The sequence below is a fragment of the Flaviflexus ciconiae genome, assembly GCF_003971195.1.
In the GTDB taxonomy this organism is placed as follows: domain Bacteria; phylum Actinomycetota; class Actinomycetes; order Actinomycetales; family Actinomycetaceae; genus Flaviflexus; species Flaviflexus ciconiae.
The window spans coordinates 1,861,473-1,881,800 of the sequence record NZ_CP034593.1; the positions used below are offsets into that span (position 1 = coordinate 1,861,473).

At 62.6% G+C, this 20,328-nt stretch carries 23 protein-coding genes and 3 pseudogenes; 17 read left to right on the forward strand and 9 right to left on the reverse strand.

The features are described 5' to 3' along the window. The first annotated feature begins 45 nt into the window (after positions 1 to 45). The 7 genes from EJ997_RS12915 to EJ997_RS08195 all read left to right on the forward strand — a co-directional run bounded on the left by EJ997_RS12915 (position 46) and on the right by EJ997_RS08195 (position 5,585). Positions 46 to 192 (forward strand): hypothetical protein, encoded by a 147-nt coding sequence (locus EJ997_RS12915; protein ID WP_164719897.1) that lies wholly within the window; start codon positions 46 to 48, stop codon positions 190 to 192. Between the two features lie 249 nt (positions 193 to 441). Beyond that, positions 442 to 1,308: a hydroxymethylbilane synthase gene (gene hemC, locus EJ997_RS08170; protein WP_164719899.1), complete on the forward strand. Its 867-nt coding sequence runs from the start codon at positions 442 to 444 to the stop codon at positions 1,306 to 1,308. Beyond that, positions 1,305 to 1,967, forward strand: a complete 663-nt coding sequence (locus EJ997_RS08175) for a uroporphyrinogen-III synthase (RefSeq protein ID WP_126704114.1) — start codon at positions 1,305 to 1,307, stop codon at positions 1,965 to 1,967. The genes hemC and EJ997_RS08175 overlap by 4 nt, the downstream gene beginning before the upstream one ends. A gap of 1 nt (position 1,968) precedes the next feature. Further along, a complete protein-coding gene (gene hemB / locus EJ997_RS08180; protein WP_228201434.1) occupies positions 1,969 to 2,940 on the forward strand; it encodes a porphobilinogen synthase in 972 nt (323 codons plus the stop codon). Continuing rightward, positions 2,933 to 4,219 (forward strand): glutamate-1-semialdehyde 2,1-aminomutase, encoded by a 1,287-nt coding sequence (gene hemL / locus EJ997_RS08185; RefSeq protein ID WP_126704115.1) that lies wholly within the window; start codon positions 2,933 to 2,935, stop codon positions 4,217 to 4,219. The genes hemB and hemL overlap by 8 nt, the downstream gene beginning before the upstream one ends. Beyond that, positions 4,219 to 5,031, forward strand: a complete 813-nt coding sequence (locus EJ997_RS08190) for a Sir2 family NAD-dependent protein deacetylase (RefSeq protein ID WP_126704116.1) — start codon at positions 4,219 to 4,221, stop codon at positions 5,029 to 5,031. Before hemL ends, EJ997_RS08190 begins: the two co-directional genes overlap by 1 nt. Positions 5,032 to 5,063: 32 nt before the next feature. Beyond that, positions 5,064 to 5,585 (forward strand): SRPBCC family protein, encoded by a 522-nt coding sequence (locus tag EJ997_RS08195; protein WP_126704117.1) that lies wholly within the window; start codon positions 5,064 to 5,066, stop codon positions 5,583 to 5,585. A 123-nt stretch (positions 5,586 to 5,708) separates the two neighbouring features. On the opposite strand, the gene EJ997_RS08200 is transcribed toward EJ997_RS08195, so the two are convergent. The 4 genes from EJ997_RS08200 to EJ997_RS08215 all read right to left on the reverse strand — a co-directional run bounded on the left by EJ997_RS08200 (position 5,709) and on the right by EJ997_RS08215 (position 8,650). Then, positions 5,709 to 6,332: a TrmH family RNA methyltransferase gene (locus EJ997_RS08200; RefSeq protein WP_228201435.1), complete on the reverse strand. Its 624-nt coding sequence runs from the start codon at positions 6,330 to 6,332 to the stop codon at positions 5,709 to 5,711. After that, positions 6,329 to 7,204: a LemA family protein gene (locus tag EJ997_RS08205; protein ID WP_126704118.1), complete on the reverse strand. Its 876-nt coding sequence runs from the start codon at positions 7,202 to 7,204 to the stop codon at positions 6,329 to 6,331. Before EJ997_RS08205 ends, EJ997_RS08200 begins: the two co-directional genes overlap by 4 nt. A 105-nt stretch (positions 7,205 to 7,309) precedes the next feature. Then, complete coding sequence (gene pyrE, locus EJ997_RS08210; RefSeq protein WP_126704119.1) at positions 7,310 to 7,873, reverse strand: orotate phosphoribosyltransferase; 564 nt, start codon at positions 7,871 to 7,873, stop codon at positions 7,310 to 7,312. Positions 7,874 to 7,882: 9 nt separating this feature from the next. Next, complete coding sequence (locus EJ997_RS08215; RefSeq protein WP_126704120.1) at positions 7,883 to 8,650, reverse strand: SDR family NAD(P)-dependent oxidoreductase; 768 nt, start codon at positions 8,648 to 8,650, stop codon at positions 7,883 to 7,885. Between the two features lie 30 nt (positions 8,651 to 8,680). Between EJ997_RS08215 and EJ997_RS08220 the strand changes: the two are divergent. Then, positions 8,681 to 9,471, forward strand: a pseudogene (locus tag EJ997_RS08220) (exodeoxyribonuclease III). A gap of 4 nt (positions 9,472 to 9,475) precedes the next feature. Beyond that, positions 9,476 to 9,787, forward strand: coding sequence for a hypothetical protein (locus tag EJ997_RS08225; RefSeq protein WP_126704121.1), 312 nt, complete (start codon positions 9,476 to 9,478; stop codon positions 9,785 to 9,787). Positions 9,788 to 9,951: 164 nt separating this feature from the next. Here the strand turns inward: EJ997_RS08225 and EJ997_RS08230 are convergent, their stop codons facing one another. After that, a complete protein-coding gene (locus EJ997_RS08230) occupies positions 9,952 to 10,719 on the reverse strand; it encodes a serine hydrolase domain-containing protein (RefSeq protein WP_126704122.1) in 768 nt (255 codons plus the stop codon). A gap of 16 nt (positions 10,720 to 10,735) precedes the next feature. Here EJ997_RS08230 and EJ997_RS08235 point away from each other — a divergent pair, with 16 nt between their 5' ends. The 4 genes from EJ997_RS08235 (at position 10,736) to EJ997_RS08250 (ending at position 13,810) form a co-directional block, all read left to right on the forward strand. Continuing rightward, positions 10,736 to 11,497: an HAD-IIA family hydrolase gene (locus EJ997_RS08235; protein WP_126704123.1), complete on the forward strand. Its 762-nt coding sequence runs from the start codon at positions 10,736 to 10,738 to the stop codon at positions 11,495 to 11,497. Between the two features lie 201 nt (positions 11,498 to 11,698). After that, complete coding sequence (locus tag EJ997_RS08240) at positions 11,699 to 12,220, forward strand: GntR family transcriptional regulator (RefSeq protein WP_126704124.1); 522 nt, start codon at positions 11,699 to 11,701, stop codon at positions 12,218 to 12,220. Beyond that, positions 12,217 to 13,266: a DUF1648 domain-containing protein gene (locus EJ997_RS08245; protein WP_126704125.1), complete on the forward strand. Its 1,050-nt coding sequence runs from the start codon at positions 12,217 to 12,219 to the stop codon at positions 13,264 to 13,266. Before EJ997_RS08240 ends, EJ997_RS08245 begins: the two co-directional genes overlap by 4 nt. 70 nt (positions 13,267 to 13,336) lie before the next feature. Then, a complete protein-coding gene (locus tag EJ997_RS08250; RefSeq protein WP_126704126.1) occupies positions 13,337 to 13,810 on the forward strand; it encodes an ASCH domain-containing protein in 474 nt (157 codons plus the stop codon). A gap of 139 nt (positions 13,811 to 13,949) precedes the next feature. On the opposite strand, the gene EJ997_RS08255 is transcribed toward EJ997_RS08250, so the two are convergent. The 3 genes from EJ997_RS08255 to EJ997_RS08260 all read right to left on the reverse strand — a co-directional run bounded on the left by EJ997_RS08255 (position 13,950) and on the right by EJ997_RS08260 (position 15,744). Beyond that, positions 13,950 to 14,855: an arginase family protein gene (locus EJ997_RS08255; RefSeq protein ID WP_126704127.1), complete on the reverse strand. Its 906-nt coding sequence runs from the start codon at positions 14,853 to 14,855 to the stop codon at positions 13,950 to 13,952. Between the two features lie 113 nt (positions 14,856 to 14,968). Then, positions 14,969 to 15,256, reverse strand: coding sequence for a hypothetical protein (locus EJ997_RS13505; protein ID WP_228201436.1), 288 nt, complete (start codon positions 15,254 to 15,256; stop codon positions 14,969 to 14,971). After that, positions 15,220 to 15,744 (reverse strand): LLM class flavin-dependent oxidoreductase, encoded by a 525-nt coding sequence (locus EJ997_RS08260; protein WP_228201437.1) that lies wholly within the window; start codon positions 15,742 to 15,744, stop codon positions 15,220 to 15,222. The genes EJ997_RS13505 and EJ997_RS08260 overlap by 37 nt, the downstream gene beginning before the upstream one ends. 98 nt (positions 15,745 to 15,842) lie before the next feature. Here EJ997_RS08260 and EJ997_RS13510 point away from each other — a divergent pair. After that, positions 15,843 to 16,436: pseudogene (locus EJ997_RS13510) on the forward strand (recombinase family protein); the annotation flags it as partial. A gap of 53 nt (positions 16,437 to 16,489) precedes the next feature. Here EJ997_RS13510 and EJ997_RS13515 read toward each other — a convergent pair. Continuing rightward, positions 16,490 to 16,921 carry a hypothetical protein gene (locus EJ997_RS13515; protein WP_228201664.1) on the reverse strand — a complete coding sequence of 144 codons (432 nt, stop codon included), beginning with the start codon at positions 16,919 to 16,921 and terminating at the stop codon, positions 16,490 to 16,492. An 86-nt stretch (positions 16,922 to 17,007) separates the two neighbouring features. Between EJ997_RS13515 and EJ997_RS14205 the strand changes: the two genes are divergently transcribed. From EJ997_RS14205 to EJ997_RS08280, 3 genes and pseudogenes are all read left to right on the forward strand, one after another. Further along, positions 17,008 to 17,919 carry a hypothetical protein gene (locus EJ997_RS14205; protein ID WP_126704128.1) on the forward strand — a complete coding sequence of 304 codons (912 nt, stop codon included), beginning with the start codon at positions 17,008 to 17,010 and terminating at the stop codon, positions 17,917 to 17,919. 88 nt (positions 17,920 to 18,007) lie between these two features. After that, complete coding sequence (cmtR, locus tag EJ997_RS08275) at positions 18,008 to 18,376, forward strand: Cd(II)/Pb(II)-sensing metalloregulatory transcriptional regulator CmtR (protein ID WP_126704129.1); 369 nt, start codon at positions 18,008 to 18,010, stop codon at positions 18,374 to 18,376. Further along, positions 18,373 to 20,271 (forward strand): annotated as a pseudogene (locus EJ997_RS08280) (heavy metal translocating P-type ATPase); the annotation flags it as partial. The gene cmtR and the pseudogene EJ997_RS08280, both read left to right, overlap by 4 nt. Positions 20,272 to 20,328: the final 57 nt, after the last annotated feature.

A 20,328-nucleotide genomic window follows, 5' to 3' on the forward strand; every position in this document is an offset into this window, starting at 1 on the left:
TGTAGCCATGGAAGATCTTGTTCTTCCGCGGCAGGAGAAGGAATCATGACAGAGCGCCACGACGACGGGGACCCTCGCAAGGATCCATCGCCCAAACCGTTTCAACCCTTCAAGAAAAAGAAGGTTCTGTTTTCGACGGTGTTCGGCGTTCTTCTCGTTGTTGGTATTCTCCTTTTCGGCATTCTCTACTGAGCACCGCTGTCGATAGCGATATCAGCGGTCTCCGCATTTCCAACAAACGGTGCTACCCCCTGCCGACGAGCAATCTCAAGGGACAAGATCAAGACCACTCGGAGGTCACCGTAAAACTTTGGAAGTCTGCGTAAAGCTCTTGCGGGAGCTCTGCCAACGGCTTTCCTTTGAATTCTTAAGGACCACAGCGCTTCCTCCGAATTTCTATGGCCCAAAGCAGCCTGATCTCAAACGCGTATGATGGCTGATATGCATATCCTGCGCGTTGGTACGAGAACATCCGATCTAGCCCTGGCTCAGGCTTCTGCCGCCGCCCAGGAGATCGTCGACGCCGATCCAAACCTTGAAGGCTTTGAGATCGTCGGAATCACGACGAAGGGCGATACCGACAGGTCGTCCCTGTCCCAGATTGGGGGAACGGGTCTTTTCACCTCCGCGGTCCGCGACGCACTTCTGGCCGGGGAATGCGATGTTGCAATTCACTCGGCAAAGGATCTGCCCGCGGCAGATCACCCCGAACTCTCCATGTACTTCCCGGAGCGGGTCAGCCCCCACGACGTGTTCATTGGACATACGGACTACCGCGGCCTGCCCTACGGAGCGAAGATCGGTACGGGGTCACCGCGCCGCGCAGCCCAGCTTCGCCACTTCCGCAAGGACATCCAGGTTGTCGATATTCGCGGCAACGTCCCGACTCGTATCGCACGTATCCACGACGATCTCGACGGCGTCATCCTGGCTCGTGCAGGCCTGCTCCGGCTCGGTCTTGATGAAGGGCAGGACCTGCCGTACGAAGTTATGGTGCCCGCCGCCGGCCAGGGCACCATTGCGATCGAGACGGTGAAGGGATCGCCCTTCGAGCAATCCCTCGAGCGCATCGATCATGCCACCACTCGCCTTGAGATCACGGCAGAACGTACGTTTATGACAATCCTCGGTGCTGGCTGCACCACCCCTGTCGGTGTTCTCGGTGAATCCACGGGCAAGACGGTTGCGCTGCATGCTCGCTACACCGGCGAGGGTTCGAAGATCGAGATCCGCCGTAGCTCCAACAATCCAGTCAAGCTGGCAACTGATCTTGCGGAGGAGTTCGTGAAGCGCGGGGTGCGGGTATGAAAGTCGCGATTACGCGACCGCCCTCCCCGCTGACGGACGGCTGGATCGCCGTTCCCGTCACCTCCCGGATCCCCATCCGTTCCGGGATCGATACCTTTGCCGAAGTGCTGGAAACCGAGCCTGACGGCACGTGGATCGCGGTGACCTCCCCGCACACTTTTAAGCTACTTGCGGCCCGCGGAGTTACTGTGCCGGAGCGTTTCCGGCTGGCCTGCGTGGGCGAGGCCACTGCTAAGGCCGCACCCTGGAAACCCGAGTTCGTGGGGCCGCCGCCCGCGAGCGCCGAGTCCATGGTGGAGGCTTTCCCGGACGGTTCTGGGACCATTCTGTTCCCCGCTTCCGCCATGGCCTCCCGGACCCTGGAGGAAGGTCTCGTCGAGCGGGGCTACAGCGTCGATCGGTTCGATATTTATTCGTCGGAGGCAGATCCTGCCGGGGTTCTGAAGCTCGCGAACCAGCGGGCTGACGCGATCATTGTGACTGCGGGCAGCGCCGCCCTGGCTATTCACGATCACTGGCCAGCTTCGATTGAACTGCCTCCTCTTATTGCTTTTGGAGAGCCCACGCAGCGGACTCTCGCCTCGGCAGGTATTCCTGCCGCCCAAACTTCTGCCACCCCTGATCGCACGGGGCTGGAAGCCTGTCTGGAAAGGATTTGATGTGATTTCTCGTCCGCGCCGCCTGCGCACCACACCTGCCATGAGGTCCATGGTGAAAGAAACCGGTTTCACGGCCGGCAACCTGGTCCTGCCCATGTTTGTCCGCGAAGGGCTCGAGGCCCCGGAGCCGATCGGCTCCATGCCGGGCGTCTACCAGCACACCCTGGAGTCGCTGAAGGTAGCGGCACGCGAGGCCGTTGATGCTGGAGTTGGCGGCATCATGCTGTTCGGGGTACCTGCACACCACGACGCCGTTGGTTCGGCAGGCGTTGATCCCGAGGGGATCCTCAATGTTGGTTTGAAGGCGCTCAGGGACGAGATCGGTGACGAAGCCGTAATCATCGCCGACCTGTGCTTGGACGAGTTCACGGATCACGGTCACTGCGGTGTTCTTGCCGAAGACGGCACCGTGGATAACGATGCGACTCTCGAGATTTATCGGGAAATGGCAGTCATCCAGGCGAAGTCCGGGGCTCACATGCTGGGTCTATCGGGAATGATGGATGGTCAGGTCGCGGCGTGCCGGGAGGCACTCGACGAGGCCGATTTCGCAAACGTATCGATCCTCGCCTACTCCGCGAAGTACGCGTCGGCCTACTACGGTCCGTTCCGCGAGGCCGTTGATTCTCAGCTCAAGGGCGACCGCCGCACTTATCAGATGGACGTGGCGAACCGGACCGAGGGCTTGCGGGAAGCTCTTCTCGATATCGAGGAGGGCGCCGACGTCGTCATGGTGAAGCCAGCCGGGTCCTACCTGGATGTGCTGGCCGACGTTGCCGAGGCTTCCACGGTTCCGGTAGCCGCCTACCAGGTGTCCGGCGAGTACGCGATGATCGAGGCGGCTGCCGAACGTGGCTGGCTGGACCGGGACCGCACCATCATGGAATCTGTTTCTGCTATTGCGCGAGCGGGCGCAACGATTATTTGTACGTATTGGGCGACGGAGCTCGCTAGGAAGGTGAACCATGGCTGATCTATTTACCCGCGCACAGGCTGTTATTCCCGGTGGAGTTGACTCCCCCGTTCGAGCATTCGGCTCCGTTGGTGGAGCCCCGGTGTTTGTTGAGCGGGCCTCCGGCCCCCACATTTACTCAGCTGACCGGGAGTACATCGATCTTGTTGGCTCCTGGGGCCCCGCGCTCCTTGGACATGCTCACCCCACCGTTGTCGAGGCGGTCCAGAAGGCCGCCTCAAAGGGTCTGTCGTTCGGTGCACCGACCGAGGCGGAAGTAGAACTGGCAGAGCTGGTTATCGATCGGGTGGAGCCTGTTGAGAAGATTCGGTTCGTGTCGACCGGTACGGAAGCGACGATGACGGCGATCCGTCTGGCTCGTGGTTTCACCGGCCGCGATCTGGTCGTCAAGTTTGCCGGTTGCTATCACGGCCACGAGGACAACATGCTGGTTGCGGCGGGCTCCGGCGTTGCCACGTTCGGAATGTCCTCCTCCGCCGGTGTCCCGAAGGGCACCGTCGAGGACACCGTAGTTTTGCCCTACAACAACCGCGAAGCAGTTGAAACGCTCTTTGCCACCCACGGGGAGAAGATCGCCGCGATCATCACCGAGGGCGCTCCGGCAAACATGGGTGTTGTTCCGCCCACCCCGGGCTTCAACGCTTTCCTCAAGGAACAGTGCGAGAAGGCCGGTGCACTGCTGATTCTCGACGAGGTGCTGACAGGTTTCCGGCTTTCCAAGGCTGGCATGTGGGGAATCGACCAGGACGTCCCCTACACCCCCGACCTGCTGACGTTTGGAAAGGTTATCGGCGGTGGCATGCCGATCGCGGCCCTTGGCGGTCGCGCCGATGTCATGGACTGGCTGGCTCCGCTCGGCCCCGTCTACCAGGCGGGCACCCTGTCCGGTAACCCGCTCGCCACCGCCGCCGGCATCACCACCCTCGCCCTTGCCGACGATGCTGTGTATGAGCAGGTGAACCGTTCGTCCCAAGCACTGTCCGATGGCTTTTCCCAGGCACTGTCGGCCGAGGGCGTGGACCACACAATCCAGCGGGTCGGTTCCCTGTTCTCAATCTTGTTTTCGGACACCCCGGCAACAAACTACGACGAGGTCGCCGCACAGGACCAGTTCCGGTATGCCCCGTTCTTCCATTCGCTTCTCGAGGACGGCATTCACCTGCCTCCTTCGGTGTTCGAGGCCTACTTCGTATCCGCCACCCACACCGATGAGGTCATCGACAAGATCCTGGCCGCAGCACCCAAGGCGGCTCGCGCCGCCGCACAGGCAACCGCGTAGTGTCACTAACGGATCTGGCTAGCCTGCTCTCGGACGGCGACGTCGTCGTGGTCTCGGGAGCGGGCCTGTCAACCGATTCTGGGCTACCCGACTATCGGGGCAGTGGCGGTTCAGAGAAGCCGAGCGTCGACTACGACATGTTTGTCGGACTCGACATGTGGCAACGCTGGGTGTGGCAACGCAACCAGGAAAGCTGGAAGGCCCTCGACACGCTCCCACCCACAACCGGACACCGGATCCTGGCCGACTGGGAACGCCGGGGCATTGTCACCGGCACAGCCACCCAGAACATTGATGGAATGCATTTCAAAGCCGGGTCGAAGAAGGTTGCGGAGATGCACGGGTCGTTCACCCGCGTCACCTGCATCGACTGCAACCAGGTCACTCCTCGCAGCGAACTGGATCCCAGGTTGCGGGAACTTAACCCGCTCACCGTTGACGACCCAAACCCAGCCAACGCGGCTATTCTTGCCGAGGCCGACCGAGCATCTGCTGAGAAGTCGACATTTGTTCCCGCACCGTGCGCAAACTGCGGTGGAATTCTCAAGCCCGACATCGTGTTCTTCGGGGAGGCCGTCCAAGCGATCGACCAGGCCTTCGACTACGCCAGGGAAGCCAAAACAATCCTCGTGCTCGGATCATCCCTGCTGGTCATGACCGGAATGTGGGTCGTCACCCAGGGACTGTCCTCGGGGGCGAATCTTGCAATCATCAATCGCGGCCCCACCCAGGCCGACAGATATGCCGACATCAGAATCGACGCCGACATATCGGAGTCTTTGAAAGCCCTGGACGAACTTCTCAAATCCTAGGCTCCAGGCAACCGGTTCTGTACTGTCGGACTATGGATATCCGAGACCGAATCGCACAGCTGAACACGGACACGGTACTGGACGGCAACGTTCTCCACCTCTCGTTGGCAACCGATCTGCCACCATCGATTCTTTGGCCATATTTGACTGACCCGGTCCTGCTTCGCGCCTGGTCGCCCTACGTGCCCGACAGGGTCCTTACCTTCGAAGAGTCTGTTCTCGCCCGAGAGAACAGCGCGGACGAGCCGTATCTTTCCCAGATCATGGAGATCAAAGCCGAAGAAACACTTGCCCACACGTGGGGCGATGACACGGTCCGCTGGTCGCTGACCAACCCCGGGATCACATGCGACATGACATTGCAGGAACCCAAGTATGCCTCCTACTACGCGGCCGGATGGCAGGTATGCCTCGCCGTCCTCCAAGCACTCCTCGAAGGCGACAAGCAGGAGCGCATCATCGGCATGGATGCCATGAAGTATGGCTGGCCGGAGCTCCAGAAAAAGTACCAGGCCGAGCTACCCGGACAGGAAGCCGCACCCGACGAAGGCTAACGAGAAGGTGTCTCGACAGAAGTGTCGAGATACCTCGACACAGGTGGCGCTGTCAGAAGCCGGTGGCTCACTGCCACCGGCTTCTTCGCGCACCACGCACCTGCGCTCGCAGTTACAACGGAGCTACGCCTGCGACGAGTCCTGCGCCTTCCCGTACTGGTGGGAAACGGACCAGGAGTGCATGGCAATAGCGGCGGCCGCCGCAACGTTCATGGATCTGGTTGAGCCGTACATGGGGATCTGCCTGACCTCGGCACACTCTGCGAGGAGTTCCGGGGAGATTCCGTTGGATTCCTGCCCAAAGACGAGAATTGACCGCTCGGGAAGCGGGCTCGCTTCCAGGTCCGTACATCCGGGAACATTATCGATCCCAACGATCGAATAACCGTTTTCCCTCGCCCACGTCCCCAGGTCTGCGGGACCGGGCTGGTGGATGATATCGAGGTAGCGGTCGGTCACCATCGCCCCGCGCCGGTTCCACCTGCGCCTGCCAACGATATGAACTCCACCGACATTGAAAGCATTTCCAGTACGGACAATGGAGCCGATGTTGAGATCGTGCTCAAGGTTCTCGATCGCAATATGTAGGGCAGCGCGGCTCTCATCCAGATCGGCCTTAATGGCCTCGACTGACCAGAAGCGGTACTTGTCGACAACGTTGCGAGTATCGCCGTTCTCCATGAGGTCGGGATCCAGACGGGGATCAGCCCCGGGATCACCGGGGCTGACCTGAGCATTGTCGGTCACTGCTGCGGTCCCGGCTGGTAGGGATTCTGATCCGGCGCCTGACCCTGGTTACCGTAACCACCCGGATGGCCACCGTAGCCATTTTGCTGATTGCCGTATCCGCTCTGCTGGGACCCGCCCTGCGGCTTGCCGTAACCGTTCTGCTCGTTGCCGTAGCCCTGACCGGGTGCCATGCCGTGCGTGGGCCGTCCGGCATCCCTGTTCGGGTCATAACCACCGCGCTGACCGCCGAGGGTCGCGGCTCCGGGCTCGGGCGCGGGCTGCCAGTTATTGGGCTGATAGTTACCGAGATTGCCGTCCTGGGTTGCGAACGAGACGCGCGGGGCTTCACGGGAGTAGGAGGGGATCTCAAAGTACTCGGCGCGACGGAAGGAGAACATGCCGGCAATGATGTTGGCCGGAAATGCTTCGATCCGCGTGTTCATCCCGGACACGTTGGAGTTGTAGAAGCGGCGTCCTGCCGCGATTCGGTCTTCCGTGTTGGAAAGCTCTGCCTGGAGATCGCGGAAGGGACCCGCCGCCTGGAGCTGCGGGTAGTTCTCGGCAACAGCGAAGATGTTGCCGAGTGCCCTGGACAGGTCGCCTTCGCGCTGTGCGCGCTGCGCGGTGGAGTTCGATGGCTGTGCGGCGATGTTCCTCATCCGGGTGACATCATCCAGGACGGCCCGCTCGTGTGCGGCATAGCCCTTGACGGTCTCAACGAGGTTCGGGATCAGCTGGTAGCGGCGGTGCAGTTCGACATCGATCTGCTTCCACGACTCCTGCACCTGGTTTCTCAGGCGAATAAGAGTGTTGTAGGTGCCGATCGCCCAAGCGATCACGATGAAGACGAGCAGGACAACGATGCCCAGGACGACCCATCCGATATCCATGCGGACTCCTTGGAATTATCAGTATTGGCTAGAGAACAGCCTAATAGCTTGGGAGGCTCTCTTCCGGGTGGAGAGCTCCCCCGCTATCGGCGCTCTCCGGGTGTGTTAGCGAAGCTCGTCGATGGAAAGGGCTGCGAGGTAGGGAACCCCGGATTCCTCGATACGTTCCTTGGCTCCGGTCTTGCGGTCAACAACAACTGCGACGGCAACAACGTCGGCGCCTGCTTCTCGTGCTGCTTCGAGTGCCTCCAGGGGTGATCCGCCGGTCGTGGAAGTGTCTTCCAGAATAACGACCCTGCGTCCCTCAATGCTGGGGCCCTCAACCCGGCGCTTCATGCCGTGGTCTTTCGCGGCCTTGCGGACAACGAAGGCGTCAACGTCAAGGCCACGGGAGGCAGCAGCATGCAGGATTGCGGTGGCGACGGGATCGGCTCCCATGGTGAGCCCACCAACTGCGTCGGTTTCCCCTGCACCAAAGCCCTGTTCCTCGAGCATGTCGAGCATGACGTGGCCGATCAGGGGTGCGGCCTCGTGGTGGAGGGTTGCCCTCCGCATGTCGACGTAGTGGTCGGAGACAATGCCGGAGGCGAGGGTGACTTCACCCTCGATGACGGCAAGGTCACGGACAAGCTGGATGAGGCGCTGGCGCTGCGTATCGTTCGTTTTCACGGGGCCAGTCTACTGGCGTCCGGACCGTCCAGGGCCCGCGGTCTTGCGAACCAGCCAGCGCGGCATGGCTCGTACGACACCAGCCGCCCCCTTATACAGCGGTGAGGGCGTGACGATAACCTGTCCGCGGCGAGCAGCATCAAGCGACCGTGACGCCACCTTCTCAACCGGGATAAAGGCAATCTCGGGCCACTGGCTAGAATCCACATTCGTGCGCTCGTGGAATTCGGTGTGGACAAGGCCAGGGCAGGACACGGTGACGGACACTCCGTAGGGCCTGAGGGTCTCGGCGAGCCCCTCTGAGAAAGTACGAACCCAGGCCTTGTGCGCGGAGTATGTTCCCTGGGCCGTCAGCGCCGTCATGGACGAAATGTTGAGAATGGCACCGTATCCGCGGCGCGCAAACTCGTTCGCGGCCGCGTGGCAGATGATGAGAACAGCTCGTGCCATGACATCGATGCCGCCGAGCTCTCGATCGAGAGATCCACTAATGAAGTCCTGGCCCAGACCAAACCCGGCGTTGTTAACTACCAGGCCAATGGGGCGGTTCCGGTCGGCCGCTCTTGCGCCAACGGCCTTTGCGCCGTCCTCGGTGGAGAGGTCTGCGGACAGGATCTCAACCTGCTGGCCGGTGAAGTTACGGATCCGCTCCGCGAGCGCTTCCAGGGCATCAACTCGGCGAGCAACGAGGACAATGTCATTTCCTTCGGCGGCGAGCTGCCATGCGATCTCTTTGCCGATGCCCGATGTTGCGCCTGTGACGAGTGCGGTTCCCATGCTTGAAGCCTAGCTGGAATAATGGCCCACATGAGACTTGCTACGTGGAACGTGAACTCCATCAGGACCCGCTTTGAACGTGTTGTCGATTTCTTGGAACGCTCGCAGACGGATGTGCTCGCTATCCAGGAAACCAAGTGCAAGGAGGAGCAGTTCCCCTACGAGGTCTTTGAACAGGCCGGCTACGAGGTGGCGGTCGCCGGCCTCAACCAGTGGAACGGTGTGGCCATTGTTTCCCGCGTTGGCCTGGAGAACGTGCGGAAGTCGTTCGAGGGCCAGCCTGCCTTTGCTAAGCCCGATAAGGAACCGGTTGTTGAGCCCCGCGCGATCGCCGCAACCTGCGGTGGCGTGGACGTGTGGAGCCTGTACGTGCCGAATGGTCGATCGAACACCGACCCGCACTACACCTACAAGCTGTCGTTCCTCAACACGCTTGCCGAGCAGGGCAGGGGCTGGCTCGAAGCCGACCCGGAAGCTCAGATCGCTCTCGTTGGTGACTGGAACGTTGCTCCCCTGGACACGGACGTGTGGGACATCGAGGTATTCCGCGACCTGCTATACGTGACCGACCCGGAACGCCGTGCAATTCAGGCAATTGTGGATGCTGGCTTTGAGGAAGTGACCCGTCAGTACGATACCCAGTACACGTTCTGGGACTATCAGCAGCTCCGGTTCCCGAAGAACGAGGGAATGAAAATCGACTACCACCACTACTCCCCGCGCTTGCAAAGCGAGTCGATACCGCATTTATCGATCGTGATGAGCGGAAGGGGAAGGGGAGTTCTGATCATGTCCCCGTTGTCGTTGACTTGCTAGATTAACGCCATGAGCAACGCACCCGGCTACCCGAACCCGTACGCGGCCGCCCCGAATCCGCAGGCGAACCCCTACGTGTACCAGGCACCGCCTCCGCCACAACGCAAGGTCCCTGGTCGCCTCACCGGAATCCTCGCCATCTGCTTCTTCTGGACGGCCTCAATCGGGTGTGCCCTGGGCTTTGTGTCTATCCAGCAATCTCGCCGTGCCGGAACATCGGCAACCCTCGGAATCATCGGATTCATCCTTGGCCTTGCTGTCTTCATCGGCATCTTCTTCTATGTCCTCTTCGGCGTCCTCGACGTCTGGAAGATCCTGTAAAAAGAGGCAGCCGGAAGCCCCAGCGGGCCGGATGTCCTCACGTATGAGTGAAGGCGCCTAGCAGCCGGTGGGCGCCTTCACTTTCTGCGATTGATTCGGTGTCGTCGATGTGCCGGACCCGGCGCTGAGGAATAACCCCGGTATCGGTAGGCCGGGCTGTTGCCCTAGAAGTCTTCTCCCGCCCTCATCTTCTCCGTGAGGCCCGGCCACATGTCGATGTGCTTCTGTCCAAAGTTCTCATCCCCGAGGTAAACGCCAGCTAACTGAGCGTCGGGGTCGACCCACAGGAACGAACCGGACTGACCAAAGTGGCCGAATGCGCGGGGCGAGAAGGATTCCGCAAGCCAGTGCGGAGACTTGTCGGCCCTGATCTCAAAGCCAAGGCCCCAGGCATTGTTCTTCTGCCTACCGTAGCCGGGGAGGACCCCGGTGAGCTCACCAAAGCTCAGGCTGGTGGCTTCCTCGTAGCTTTCCTGGGAGACCAGGGTGGGGGCTAGTAGCTCGCGGGAGAAAGCGGCGAGGTCTTCAGCATTGCCTACACCCGAATGTGCCGGGGTGCCTTCAATAAGGATCGAGGACAGCCCGAGGGGTTCGAGGACTGTTTCCTCGATCCATTCCTGGAACTCCATGCCAACCCGTCCTGCCACATGATCCCCAAGGACTTCGATGCCCTTGTTGGAATAGATCCGGCGGGTGCCAGGCTCGGCCAGGGTGGCACCGTCGTTCAATGGCAGGCCGGAAGCATGGCCAAGGAGGTGACGGACCGTGGCCGGACCCGCTTCGTCGTCGAGGCTGACGAGATGACGGTCGACGGCGACGAGGGTCGCGTATGTCGCGAACAGTTTGGTAACCGACGCAAATGGGAAATCTTGCGCTATTTGACCACGAGTTTTTATGACTTTGTCTACTGAGCTGAGAATTACCGCGTCCACGTGCTAAGTGTAGAACATGAGCTCTTGGCTAATTGATATGGATGGTGTCCTCGTACACGAGGGCCTGGCACTTAACGGGGCGAGGGAATTCCTCGACCTTCTTGACGAGAAGGGTATCCCCCACCTCATCCTGACGAACAACTCGATTTTCACGCCCCGCGACCTAGCGGCGCGGCTCTCCACCTCCGGCATCGAGGTCGACGAGTCCCGGATCTGGACCTCGGCCCTTGCCACCGCACGTTTCCTCGCCACGCAGTCGGACTCCCGTCGCGCCTACGTGGTTGGTGAAGCGGGACTGACGACCGCTCTTTACGAAGAGAACTTCATCATGACGACCGCCGACCCGGACTTCGTGATCCTCGGCGAAACACGCACCTACTCCTTCGAGGCGATTACAACGGCAATCCGCCTCATCCAGAACGGCGCCCGCTTCATTGCAACAAACCCCGATGCGACCGGCCCCTCGGCCGAAGGCGACCTCCCTGCAACGGGTGCCGTTGCAGCCATGATCGAGAAAGCAACCGGCCGCACCCCGTTCTTCCTCGGCAAGCCCAACCCGATCATGCTCCGCCACGGCCTCAACAAGATTGGCGCCCACTCGGAGTCGACCTCGATCGTCGGTGACCGCATGGATACCGACATCCTCGCCGGTATTGAGGCTGGCCTCACGACCCACCTCGTCCTGACGGGCTCCACAAAGCGGGAAGAGATCGTGAAGTTCCCGTTCCGCCCCGATAACGTCCACAATTCTATCGCGGACGTTATCGAATACATCTAGATCTTGAGCTAGCAGATCGCTCGGATCTCACCACCTTTTATCGCACGCGCCCTGGGGAAACTCGGGGCGCGTTGCCATACTCGGGCAACATTTCTGACCCATTCCGTCGCGAAGCTCTCCCCACATTGCACCGGTCTCGCATATACAACGTCAATCTCATTAGTTATAGTTGAACTAGAACTACTGGCTAAGGAGGTTGGGATGTTGATCTGGATTGACCCGGCGAATGAACGGCCAATCTATGAGCAGATTGCCGACTCGGTACGGCGCTCGGCCGCCCAGGCCGATCTCGTTCCGGGAGATAAGCTCCCTACCGCATCGGATGTTGCTACGGGCCTTGGCATTAACAAGCACACGGTTCTCCGCGCATACCAGGAACTGCGGGATGAGGGGCTGGTTGACCTGCGGCGGGGCCGGGGCGCCACGATCACTCCGCTCGCCGATGAGTTAGCAAAGCTTCGAAAGGAGGCGGAGGCTCTTGCCCGCCGTGCATCATCCCTCGGCATCGCACAGCCCACCCTCGCCTCACTCTTTGCCTTCGGTGGCGATAACGAGACCAAGTCCGATGATGTCGACACTCCCCCGCAGGTAGGCACACGGGAGCTCGCTGGCACATCAGCCTCTGCCGACGTTGACGAACAAACCGACAGCCAGGTGCATTTGCCTACGCCAACCAATCCCCAAACTCAAACCCGCAATGACAATCCGGAGGGAACGCGATGAAAGACCTCACGAACATGAATTCTGCGACCGAGCAGGAGCTCGCTTTCGCGAAACGCGTGGCGCGTTTTGTCGGCGTCTACTTCCCTCTTGTTCTCACCCTTGCCGCCACCATCCTTCTCATCGTTTGGATGGATCGTATGCCTGATCCGATGGCAACGCATTGGAGCGGTGGGGATGGGCCGGACGGCTACGGTCCCGCCTGGTCAAACTTGGCATTGAGCCTCGGCACGGGCATCGGCATCACCGCGCTCTTCGCCCTTATTCCGTTCTTTGAAAGGCGCCGTTCAAAGTCCATCGCCTGGGGTTGGACGAATAGGTTTATGGCCGCGATGGCACTGTGGACCGTTAGCTTCATGCAGGTGCTGGCAGTTCTCACCTCGTACGTTCAGCTCGACTTGGAAGACGCTACCCAGGCCCCCGGAGTCGGCGCTATCGTCCTCATTGGCCTTGTTGTAGCCACTCTTCTTGGAATCCTTGGCTGGTTTGTGCAGCCGAATCTGACTGTGCACGCACCAACCTCCGAGATCACTAATCCCATCAAACTTGCGCCAAGTGCCCGGGCCGCCTGGTTCGGAACAACCTCGATGCCGAAGCCACTCGCGTTCGCGCTCGTTGCCACCACTCTCGCGTTGCCTATTGTGCTCCTCGTTGAGTTCGCGAGCCCCGATCGTGACACCACAACGATTGTTGTGTTGGCCATCTGTTCCATACTCAGCTTGGGCCTCATAGCCACCGTCCTGTCATTCCGCGTGCGGATTGACAAGCACGGGGTTGAGGTTAGGTCAGTGCTGGGGTGGCCGACGTTCCGGGTTCCTGCCGATGACATTATCGGCGTCGAGGTCCGCGAGATCCACGCATTCTCCGAATACGGCGGATGGGGGATACGAGTGGCCGGTGATCGGTTCGGCATCGTCCTGCGCAATAGCGAGGGGTTCATCATCACCCGCAAGAGCCGGTCCCGAACCTTCGCGGTCACCATCGACGATGCTCGCACCGCAGGTTCACTGCTGGCCCGGATGGCTGAGAACAACAACCGCTCCAAATAGGCGCGTCTCAAGGATCCTGTTTCCTTGGTTCCCGGTTTCCAACCTTCCCGGATCGACTAATCTCGTGATTATGGATACCGATGCCGCTATCACCGAGTTTTGGGCGGGTGCCCGGAAGGCCCTGCCAGGCCTTCCCGAGAATCCGGCCGTCGCATGGTCTTTTGGGGCAACACCCAAGCATGCTGACGAGCTTCTCAATCTTGTTCTCGAAGGCACTAAGACAGGAACGGCATCTTCGCTTTGGGACCACCACACCACGGGCGAACCGATTCCCTACGTGGGCGAGCACAGCATCATCCTCGACGGCCAAGGTTCACCCCGGGCCATTATCGAAACCTACGACGTCCAGATCGCTCTGTTCACCGAGGTAACAGCGGAACACGCACATGCTGAGGGAGAGGGAGATCGAACGCTCAAGACCTGGCGGGAGATCCACAGGGAGTTCTGGAAGAAATACTCAGAAAGCCCCAAGGGCTTCCGGGAGGACATGCCGGTGGTGTGCGAAAGGTTCCGGGTAATCTACCGCGGAGATCCGGGAAACTGATCACCTCAAGTGCCTTCATAGTTTCGTTTGCTCGACGTACCTAACAGTTTCGTTTGGCGGAGTCGACACAGCCAGCAGTTACTGACCTGGCTTCCGTTTCTTCAGCTGATCTTTCGGCCGTTTCGAACAGTGCCCACTATCAGGAGCCATCCGTCTGGATCAGTGGCATCGCCTCGAGCATCTCAACGGTGGCGAGCAGGCTCCGCGGGATGAACTCTGCAACGGTGAGGCCAACGACCTCGGAGTCTTTCGACACGTCCGCGACAAGCCTTTGCAGTTGGGCTCGTGTGAGCCCTCCCGGCACCACTCCAAGACCGAGAACTATTTCATCGCCGTCTACCACATCAACGTCAATGTGGATCGCGACCTTCGAGCATCCGGTCGAACGCATCCAGGCAAGTAGAGACTCCCTTGATGCACGCACGTCGTCGGGCGCGAAAGTTTGTAGACCCCACTGCCCGACATGCTCATAGGCATCCTCGGTCCAGTCATGGAGGCCGACGAGCGCTACCCTGCTGGAGTCCACGGTCGCGGGCAGCAACTCAGCAATCTCGGGGTCACCATGCCCAAGCAAGTGGCTTACGGCCATGGCGTGGTAGCCGTCGTAGCCCGTCTCAGGCGTATCGACATCGGGGTCCGCATCAACCCAGAGGACAGCAAGGTCATCACCGTATTTCTCGGCGAGGGCCGCGAATGGTGCAACGCTGACCAAGCATTCCCCACCGAGCGTCAGAATACGATCAGCATCATGCTTACGAATCAGCTCGAGAGCATTCTTTAAGCTCTCCATCACCGTGCCGCGAGACTCAATCCCGTTGGTCGTACCTTCGTCGCCAGTATCCGGCATCGGCACCACGGCGGTTGGGCCATGATGCTCGGGAAGCACGGCGTCGCGTACGCGCGAACCGACTGCGTAGCCCTTACGAGCATGTGCCTGGCCAATCTCAGGAACCAGTTGCACAATGTTTTCCCTGGTGGCCCCCTGGTACCGGGGCCAGGCAAGACGGAGTGTGGACGCGGACGGCAAGATATTCCCACTAGTCATACAGCGACCGCAACATCGCCTTGATCCGTGCCAGCGCTTTGTCATCATGTAGGCAGGTGCCTCCCGGGTGGCACCTGCCTGGCTACATCAACTTGTGTAATGCTGGGCTGGGCTTAGCGCCACCCAAGGGCCGGGGCCACGTGGGTGATGATCGATTCGAGAACGTGGGCGTTGTAGTCCACGCCCAGCTGGCTCGGCACCGTTAAGAGCAACGTATCGGCGGCCTGAATGGCCTCATCTTCTTTCAACTGCTCAATCAGAGGGTCGGGCTCGTCAGCATACGTACGGCCGAACATCGACCTGGTGGAGTCGATGTAGCCGAACTGGTCCTTACGGTCCCCGCCTCCAAAGAAGTATTCCTTATCTAGATCGCTCGTAATCGCAAAGATTGAGCGAGACACGGACACTCGGGCTCGAAGCCGTGGTCGTGCTTCGCCCATTCTTCGCGGAACACCTCAATCTGCTTGCGTTGCTGTACGTGGAAAGGCTCGCCCGACTCATCATCCTTCAGGGTTGAGGACATGAGGTTCATCCCGAGCTTCGCAGCCCACTGCGCCGTCCCATTCGATCCGGCGCCCCACCACATTCTTTGACGGAGCCCCTCCGAATAGGGTTCGATCCGGAGCAGGCCCGGAGGGTTCGGGAACATGGGATTGGGATTGGGCTCAGCAAACCTGTTACCTTCCAGAACGTGGAGCGCGATCTGGGTCTGCTTCCTCGCCATGTCAGCATCCGTATCGCCCTTCTCCGGCTCAAACCCAAAGTAGCGCCACCCGTCAAGGACCTGCTCGGGTGAGCCACGGGAGATGCCAAGCTGTAGTCGACCTTCGGAGATCAGGTCTGCCGATGCTGCATCCTCAGCGAACTGGAGCGGATTCGCATAGCGCATATAACGGTTACAACACCGGTTCACATAAGCTTGATTGCATGGTTGAACTGGTGTCGCTGAGGAAGACGAACGAGGTGGCCGCGTACGTCCGCGCCTCGATGGACCGCAAGGGCGACCGGTGGACCATCGAGCCCCAGTTGCGGAAGATCAGGGCACTCGCCGAGGCCAAGGACTGGGAGGTCGTCGAGGTCTACGACGATAACGCTGTGTCGGCGACCAAGAAGCGCCGCGCTGGCACCCGGTGGGCCGAGATGCTGGACGATGCCCGCGCGGGCCGATTCTCGATGGTGGTCGCCGTGGACATGGACCGGCTCCCGCGCAGCACGAAGGACCTCAACACACTGATCGACCTCGGTCTGCGCGTCGTCACCGTGGACGGCGAGATCGACCTCTCGACGGCGGACGGCGAGTTCCGCGCGACGATGCTCGCGGCTCTCGCCTGCTTCGAGGCCCGACGCAAGGCTGAGCGTCAGATCAGGTCGAACGAGCGCCGTCGTGCCGAGGGCATACCCACGTCCGCCTGGAAGGCGTTCGGCTGGACGCGTGAGGGCGAGCTGATCGAGGAGGAGGCAGAGGCCGTCCGGCGAGCCTTCGATGCGTTCCTCGTCGAGCCGTCGCTGTCGATCCGGCGCATCCGCGAGGACCTGAACAGCGCCGGTCACCTCACCGCGCGCGGGCCGGAGTTCTCTGTCGATGCCGTACGCTACCTGCTGGCGAACCCGCTCTACGCGGGGTATATCAAGCACTACGCCTCGGGCGAGCTGTACCCGGCGCAGGGCGAGGCCTTCCCGCCCATCGTGGCGAACAGACGTGGCGGGCCGCGGTGGCGAAGTTGGAGGACAACGTGCGTAGGTCGACCAGGCAGGACAACCAGCCGAAGTACCTCCTGTCCACTATCGGCCTGTGCGGGAAGTGCGGTGCGACGTTCGTCTCGGGGACGAACAGCCGGAAGCAGCCGACGTACCGCTGCGGCGAACAGTTCCACCTCACCCGCCAGCGCGAGCCCGTCGATGCGATACTCACCGAGGCCGTGCTCACCCGCCTGTCCTAGGTGGACGTGCACGACCTCGTGATACCGCAGGAGGGGGACGGACTGGATCGCGAGGAGCTGCTGACCGAGCGGAACGCCCTGGTCGAGCGCGTGAAGGAGCTGAGTCCGCTGCTGCGCGACATCCATCAGCCGGTCCTGGAGATCACCGCGGCGAGTCCGGGCGTGCCGAGCGCCGCAAGCGCACGAGCGCCCTCTCGGCAGACTTCACCCCGGTGGGCGCGCAGGCGTTCTTCGACTACCACCAGCAGCAGAACGCGCAGGACGAGCAGCGGCAGCAGCTCGGCAGTCCGGAGACGATGGAGGCGTTGACCTCGATCCTCACCGTCGTCGAGGCGCAGAACGCGAGGCTCGGCCGGCTGGCCGAGCAGCAGAAGAAGCTCGCGGGGTTCGTGAAGGTCATGGACGAGGAGACGACGAGGCGGCTGGAGCGGATCACGGCCCCGGCGTCGACCTCGTCACCCTCAAACGACGTGTTCGCAAGGATCGCGAGTATCGAGAGCAGGCAGAACGAGATCGCGAGCACGCTCGGCGAGTTCGCGCAGAGTCTCAACGGCGAGAGCTTGAACGCCGCGTCGCGGACCTTGGTCGCGGAGGCGCAGAGGAATCACGCGGCTACGGCCTCGGCGATTGAGGGGCTGAAGATGCAGGCCACAGCGAACCAGAAGCTCGTGAGCCAGGTCGGCGGCGCGGTGCAACGGATCGAGAAGCGCACCGAGGAGCGGGTCGAAAAGGCGGTCGAGCAGGTCGCCGGGGAGGCATCGGTCACGATGACCGCGAACCTCGACGCGTCGAACGAACGGGCCGAGCGGATCATCGCCGCCACCGCGAAGCTGGAAGCCCGTCAGCTCTGGTCGGCGGCCGCGGCGATGTGCCTCGCCCTCCTGCCGGTGGTCGTGGTCGTCGCCGGGATCTGGATGGGCATCGCCGGGCTCATCACGGGCGCTCAGTGGGCGCTGGACGTGGACGGGAACGTGTGGCTCGGCATCGGGCGGTGGCTCGCGGTCGGCGCTGGCCTCGCCGGATCCGGCTACGGGCTCTTTGCGTCCACCCGCTGGGTCGCAGGTTTGGTGGAGACCTGGAGGGGCCGCGGGATGCCGACGTGGCCGAGCTGGCGCAAGAGGTGACCGCGATTTCCGAGGGCAAGCGCGCGGAGCGCGTGCGGCAGCCCCTGCATCTGGACGATTGGTCAGCGTGCACTGTATAGTTCAGTGCATGCTGACTATTGCTTCGCGCCTCGACGTCATGAACCGGCTTGGCCGGGCCATGGCCGACCCGACGCGCTCCCGGATCCTGATGTCCCTGCTTGACGGCCCGAGCCACCCCGCCGTGCTCTCGCGCGAGCTGGGGCTGACCCGCTCGAACGTGTCCAACCATCTGACCTGTCTGCGCGACTGCGGCATCGTGGTCGCCGAGCCCGAGGGGCGGCAGACCCGCTACGAGATCGCCGACCCGCACTTGGCCGCGGCGCTGACGGCGCTGGTGGACGTGACGCTGGCGGTGGACGAGAGCGCCCCGTGCATCGACCCGCACTGCTCGGTGCCCGGCTGCTGCGGCCCAAGCGGCTCCGAGGACGCCTCGTGAGCGCCGCCTGCGGCTGCGACGAGCCGACCACCAACGCCGGCGAAGAGGCAGAGGAGACCGAGCGCCCGTGGTGGCGCGACCCGGGCCTGGTGGTGCCGATCCTCTCCGGGGTCGCGTTCGGCACCGGCCTGGTGCTGGAGTGGTCGGGGCTGCACGTCGCGGCGCTGGTCGCGTTCTGGGCGGGCCTGCTGCTGGGCGCGTACACGTTCGTGCCCGGCGCGCTGCGGAACCTGTTCGTCAAGCGGAAGCTGGGGATCGCGCTGCTGATGACGATCAGCGCCGTCGGCGCAGTGATCCTCGGCTACGTCGAGGAGGCCGCCGCACTGGCGTTCCTCTACTCGATCGCCGAGGCCCTGGAGGACAAGGCGATGGACCGCGCCCGCGGGGGCCTGCGCGCGCTGCTGAAGCTTGTGCCGGAGACCGCGACCGTGCTGCGCGACGATGCCTCGGTCGAAGTCCCGGCCAAGGAGATCGCCGTCGGCGACGTGCTGCTGGTCCGCCCCGGCGAGCGGGTCGCGACCGACGGGACTGTCCGGTCCGGTCGCTCCAGCTTGGACACCTCGGCGATCACCGGCGAGTCGATCCCGGTCGAGGTCGCCCCCGATGACGCAGTGTCGGCGGGCGCGATCAACACCGCCGGGGTCCTGGAGGTCGAGGCGACCGCGGCGGGCACCGACAACTCGCTGACCACCATCGTGGAGCTGGTCGAGCAGGCCCAGGCCGAGAAGGGCGAACGCGCGCGCATCGCCGACCGGATCGCCCGTCCGCTGGTGCCCGGCGTGATGGTCCTCGCCGTCCTGGTCGGCGTGCTCGGCTCGCTGCTCGGCGACCCGGAGACCTGGATCACCCGCGCCCTGGTCGTGCTCGTCGCGGCCAGCCCGTGCGCGCTGGCGATCGCGGTGCCCGTCACCGTGGTGTCCGCGATCGGGGCTGCGACGAAGTTCGGCGTCGTCATCAAGAGCGGTGCCGCCTTCGAGCGCCTCGGCGGCATCCGCCACCTCGCCGTGGACAAGACCGGCACCCTGACCTGCAACCGGCCCGAGGTCACCGCCGTCGTCGCCGCCGACTGCTTCGACGACGCGCAGGTGCTCGCCTGGGCCGCGGCGGTGGAGCAGCACTCGACGCACCCTCTCGCCGCCGCCATCGCCGCCGCGGGCCAGGGAGCCCCCGCCGCGCAAGAGGTAACGGAGGAGGCCGGCCACGGCATCGGCGGCACCGTCGACGGCCTCCGGGTGAGCGTGGGCAGCCCCCGCTGGATCGACGCCGGACCGCTCAAGGCCCGGGTCGAGGACCTGGAGGCCGAGGGCCAGACCTGCGTGCTCGTCACCGTCGACGGCCGCCTGGCCGGGGCGATCGGGGTCCGCGACGAGCTGCGCCCCGAGGTCCCCGACGTCGTGCGCACGCTGAAGAGCCAGGGCGTCGAGGTGAGCATGCTCACCGGAGACAACGCCCGCACCGCCCACGCCCTGGCGCAGATCGCCGGGATCGGCGACGTGCACGCCGAGCTGCGGCCGGAGGGCAAGGCCCGCATCGTGGCCCAGCTCTCCGAGCAGTCACCCACCGCAATGATCGGCGACGGCATCAACGACGCCCCCGCCCTGGCCGGGGCGACCGTGGGCATCGCGATGGGCGCGACCGGCTCCGACGCCGCGATAGAGTCCGCCGACGTCGCCTTCACCGGACACGACCTCGGCCTGATCCCGCAGGCGCTGCGGCACGCCCGCCGCGGCCGGGCGATCATGAACCAGAACATCGTGTTGTCCCTGGCGATCATCACCGTGCTGCTGCCGTTGGCCATCACCGGCGTGCTCGGCCTGGCCGCAGTCGTGCTCGTCCACGAGGTCGCCGAGGTCATCGTCATCGCCAACGGGCTGCGCGCCGCGCGTGCCCGCAAGAGCCAAGCGGCGGCCGCGTCGCCTGAGACGGCGTCACCGGCCGCAGTCCGCGCGGAC

Bases quoted from the DNA above. Each gene is read 5' to 3' on its own strand.
- EJ997_RS12915 (WP_164719897.1), top strand. From the start codon at position 46: ATGACAGAGCGCCACGACGACGGGGACCCTCGCAAGGATCCATCGCCC.
- hemC (WP_164719899.1), top strand. From the start codon at position 442: ATGCATATCCTGCGCGTTGGTACGAGAACATCCGATCTAGCCCTGGCT.
- EJ997_RS08175 (WP_126704114.1), top strand. From the start codon at position 1,305: ATGAAAGTCGCGATTACGCGACCGCCCTCCCCGCTGACGGACGGCTGG.
- hemL (WP_126704115.1), top strand. From the start codon at position 2,933: ATGGCTGATCTATTTACCCGCGCACAGGCTGTTATTCCCGGTGGAGTT.
- EJ997_RS08195 (WP_126704117.1), top strand. From the start codon at position 5,064: ATGGATATCCGAGACCGAATCGCACAGCTGAACACGGACACGGTACTG.
- EJ997_RS08205 (WP_126704118.1), bottom strand. From the start codon at position 7,204: ATGGATATCGGATGGGTCGTCCTGGGCATCGTTGTCCTGCTCGTCTTC.
- EJ997_RS08215 (WP_126704120.1), bottom strand. From the start codon at position 8,650: ATGGGAACCGCACTCGTCACAGGCGCAACATCGGGCATCGGCAAAGAG.
- EJ997_RS08225 (WP_126704121.1), top strand. From the start codon at position 9,476: ATGAGCAACGCACCCGGCTACCCGAACCCGTACGCGGCCGCCCCGAAT.
- EJ997_RS08235 (WP_126704123.1), top strand. From the start codon at position 10,736: ATGAGCTCTTGGCTAATTGATATGGATGGTGTCCTCGTACACGAGGGC.
- EJ997_RS08240 (WP_126704124.1), top strand. From the start codon at position 11,699: ATGTTGATCTGGATTGACCCGGCGAATGAACGGCCAATCTATGAGCAG.
- EJ997_RS08245 (WP_126704125.1), top strand. From the start codon at position 12,217: ATGAAAGACCTCACGAACATGAATTCTGCGACCGAGCAGGAGCTCGCT.
- EJ997_RS08250 (WP_126704126.1), top strand. From the start codon at position 13,337: ATGGATACCGATGCCGCTATCACCGAGTTTTGGGCGGGTGCCCGGAAG.
- EJ997_RS08255 (WP_126704127.1), bottom strand. From the start codon at position 14,855: ATGACTAGTGGGAATATCTTGCCGTCCGCGTCCACACTCCGTCTTGCC.
- EJ997_RS08260 (WP_228201437.1), bottom strand. From the start codon at position 15,744: ATGCGCTATGCGAATCCGCTCCAGTTCGCTGAGGATGCAGCATCGGCA.
- EJ997_RS13515 (WP_228201664.1), bottom strand. From the start codon at position 16,921: ATGGATGTCGCGCAGCAGCGGACTCAGCTCCTTCACGCGCTCGACCAG.
- cmtR (WP_126704129.1), top strand. From the start codon at position 18,008: ATGCTGACTATTGCTTCGCGCCTCGACGTCATGAACCGGCTTGGCCGG.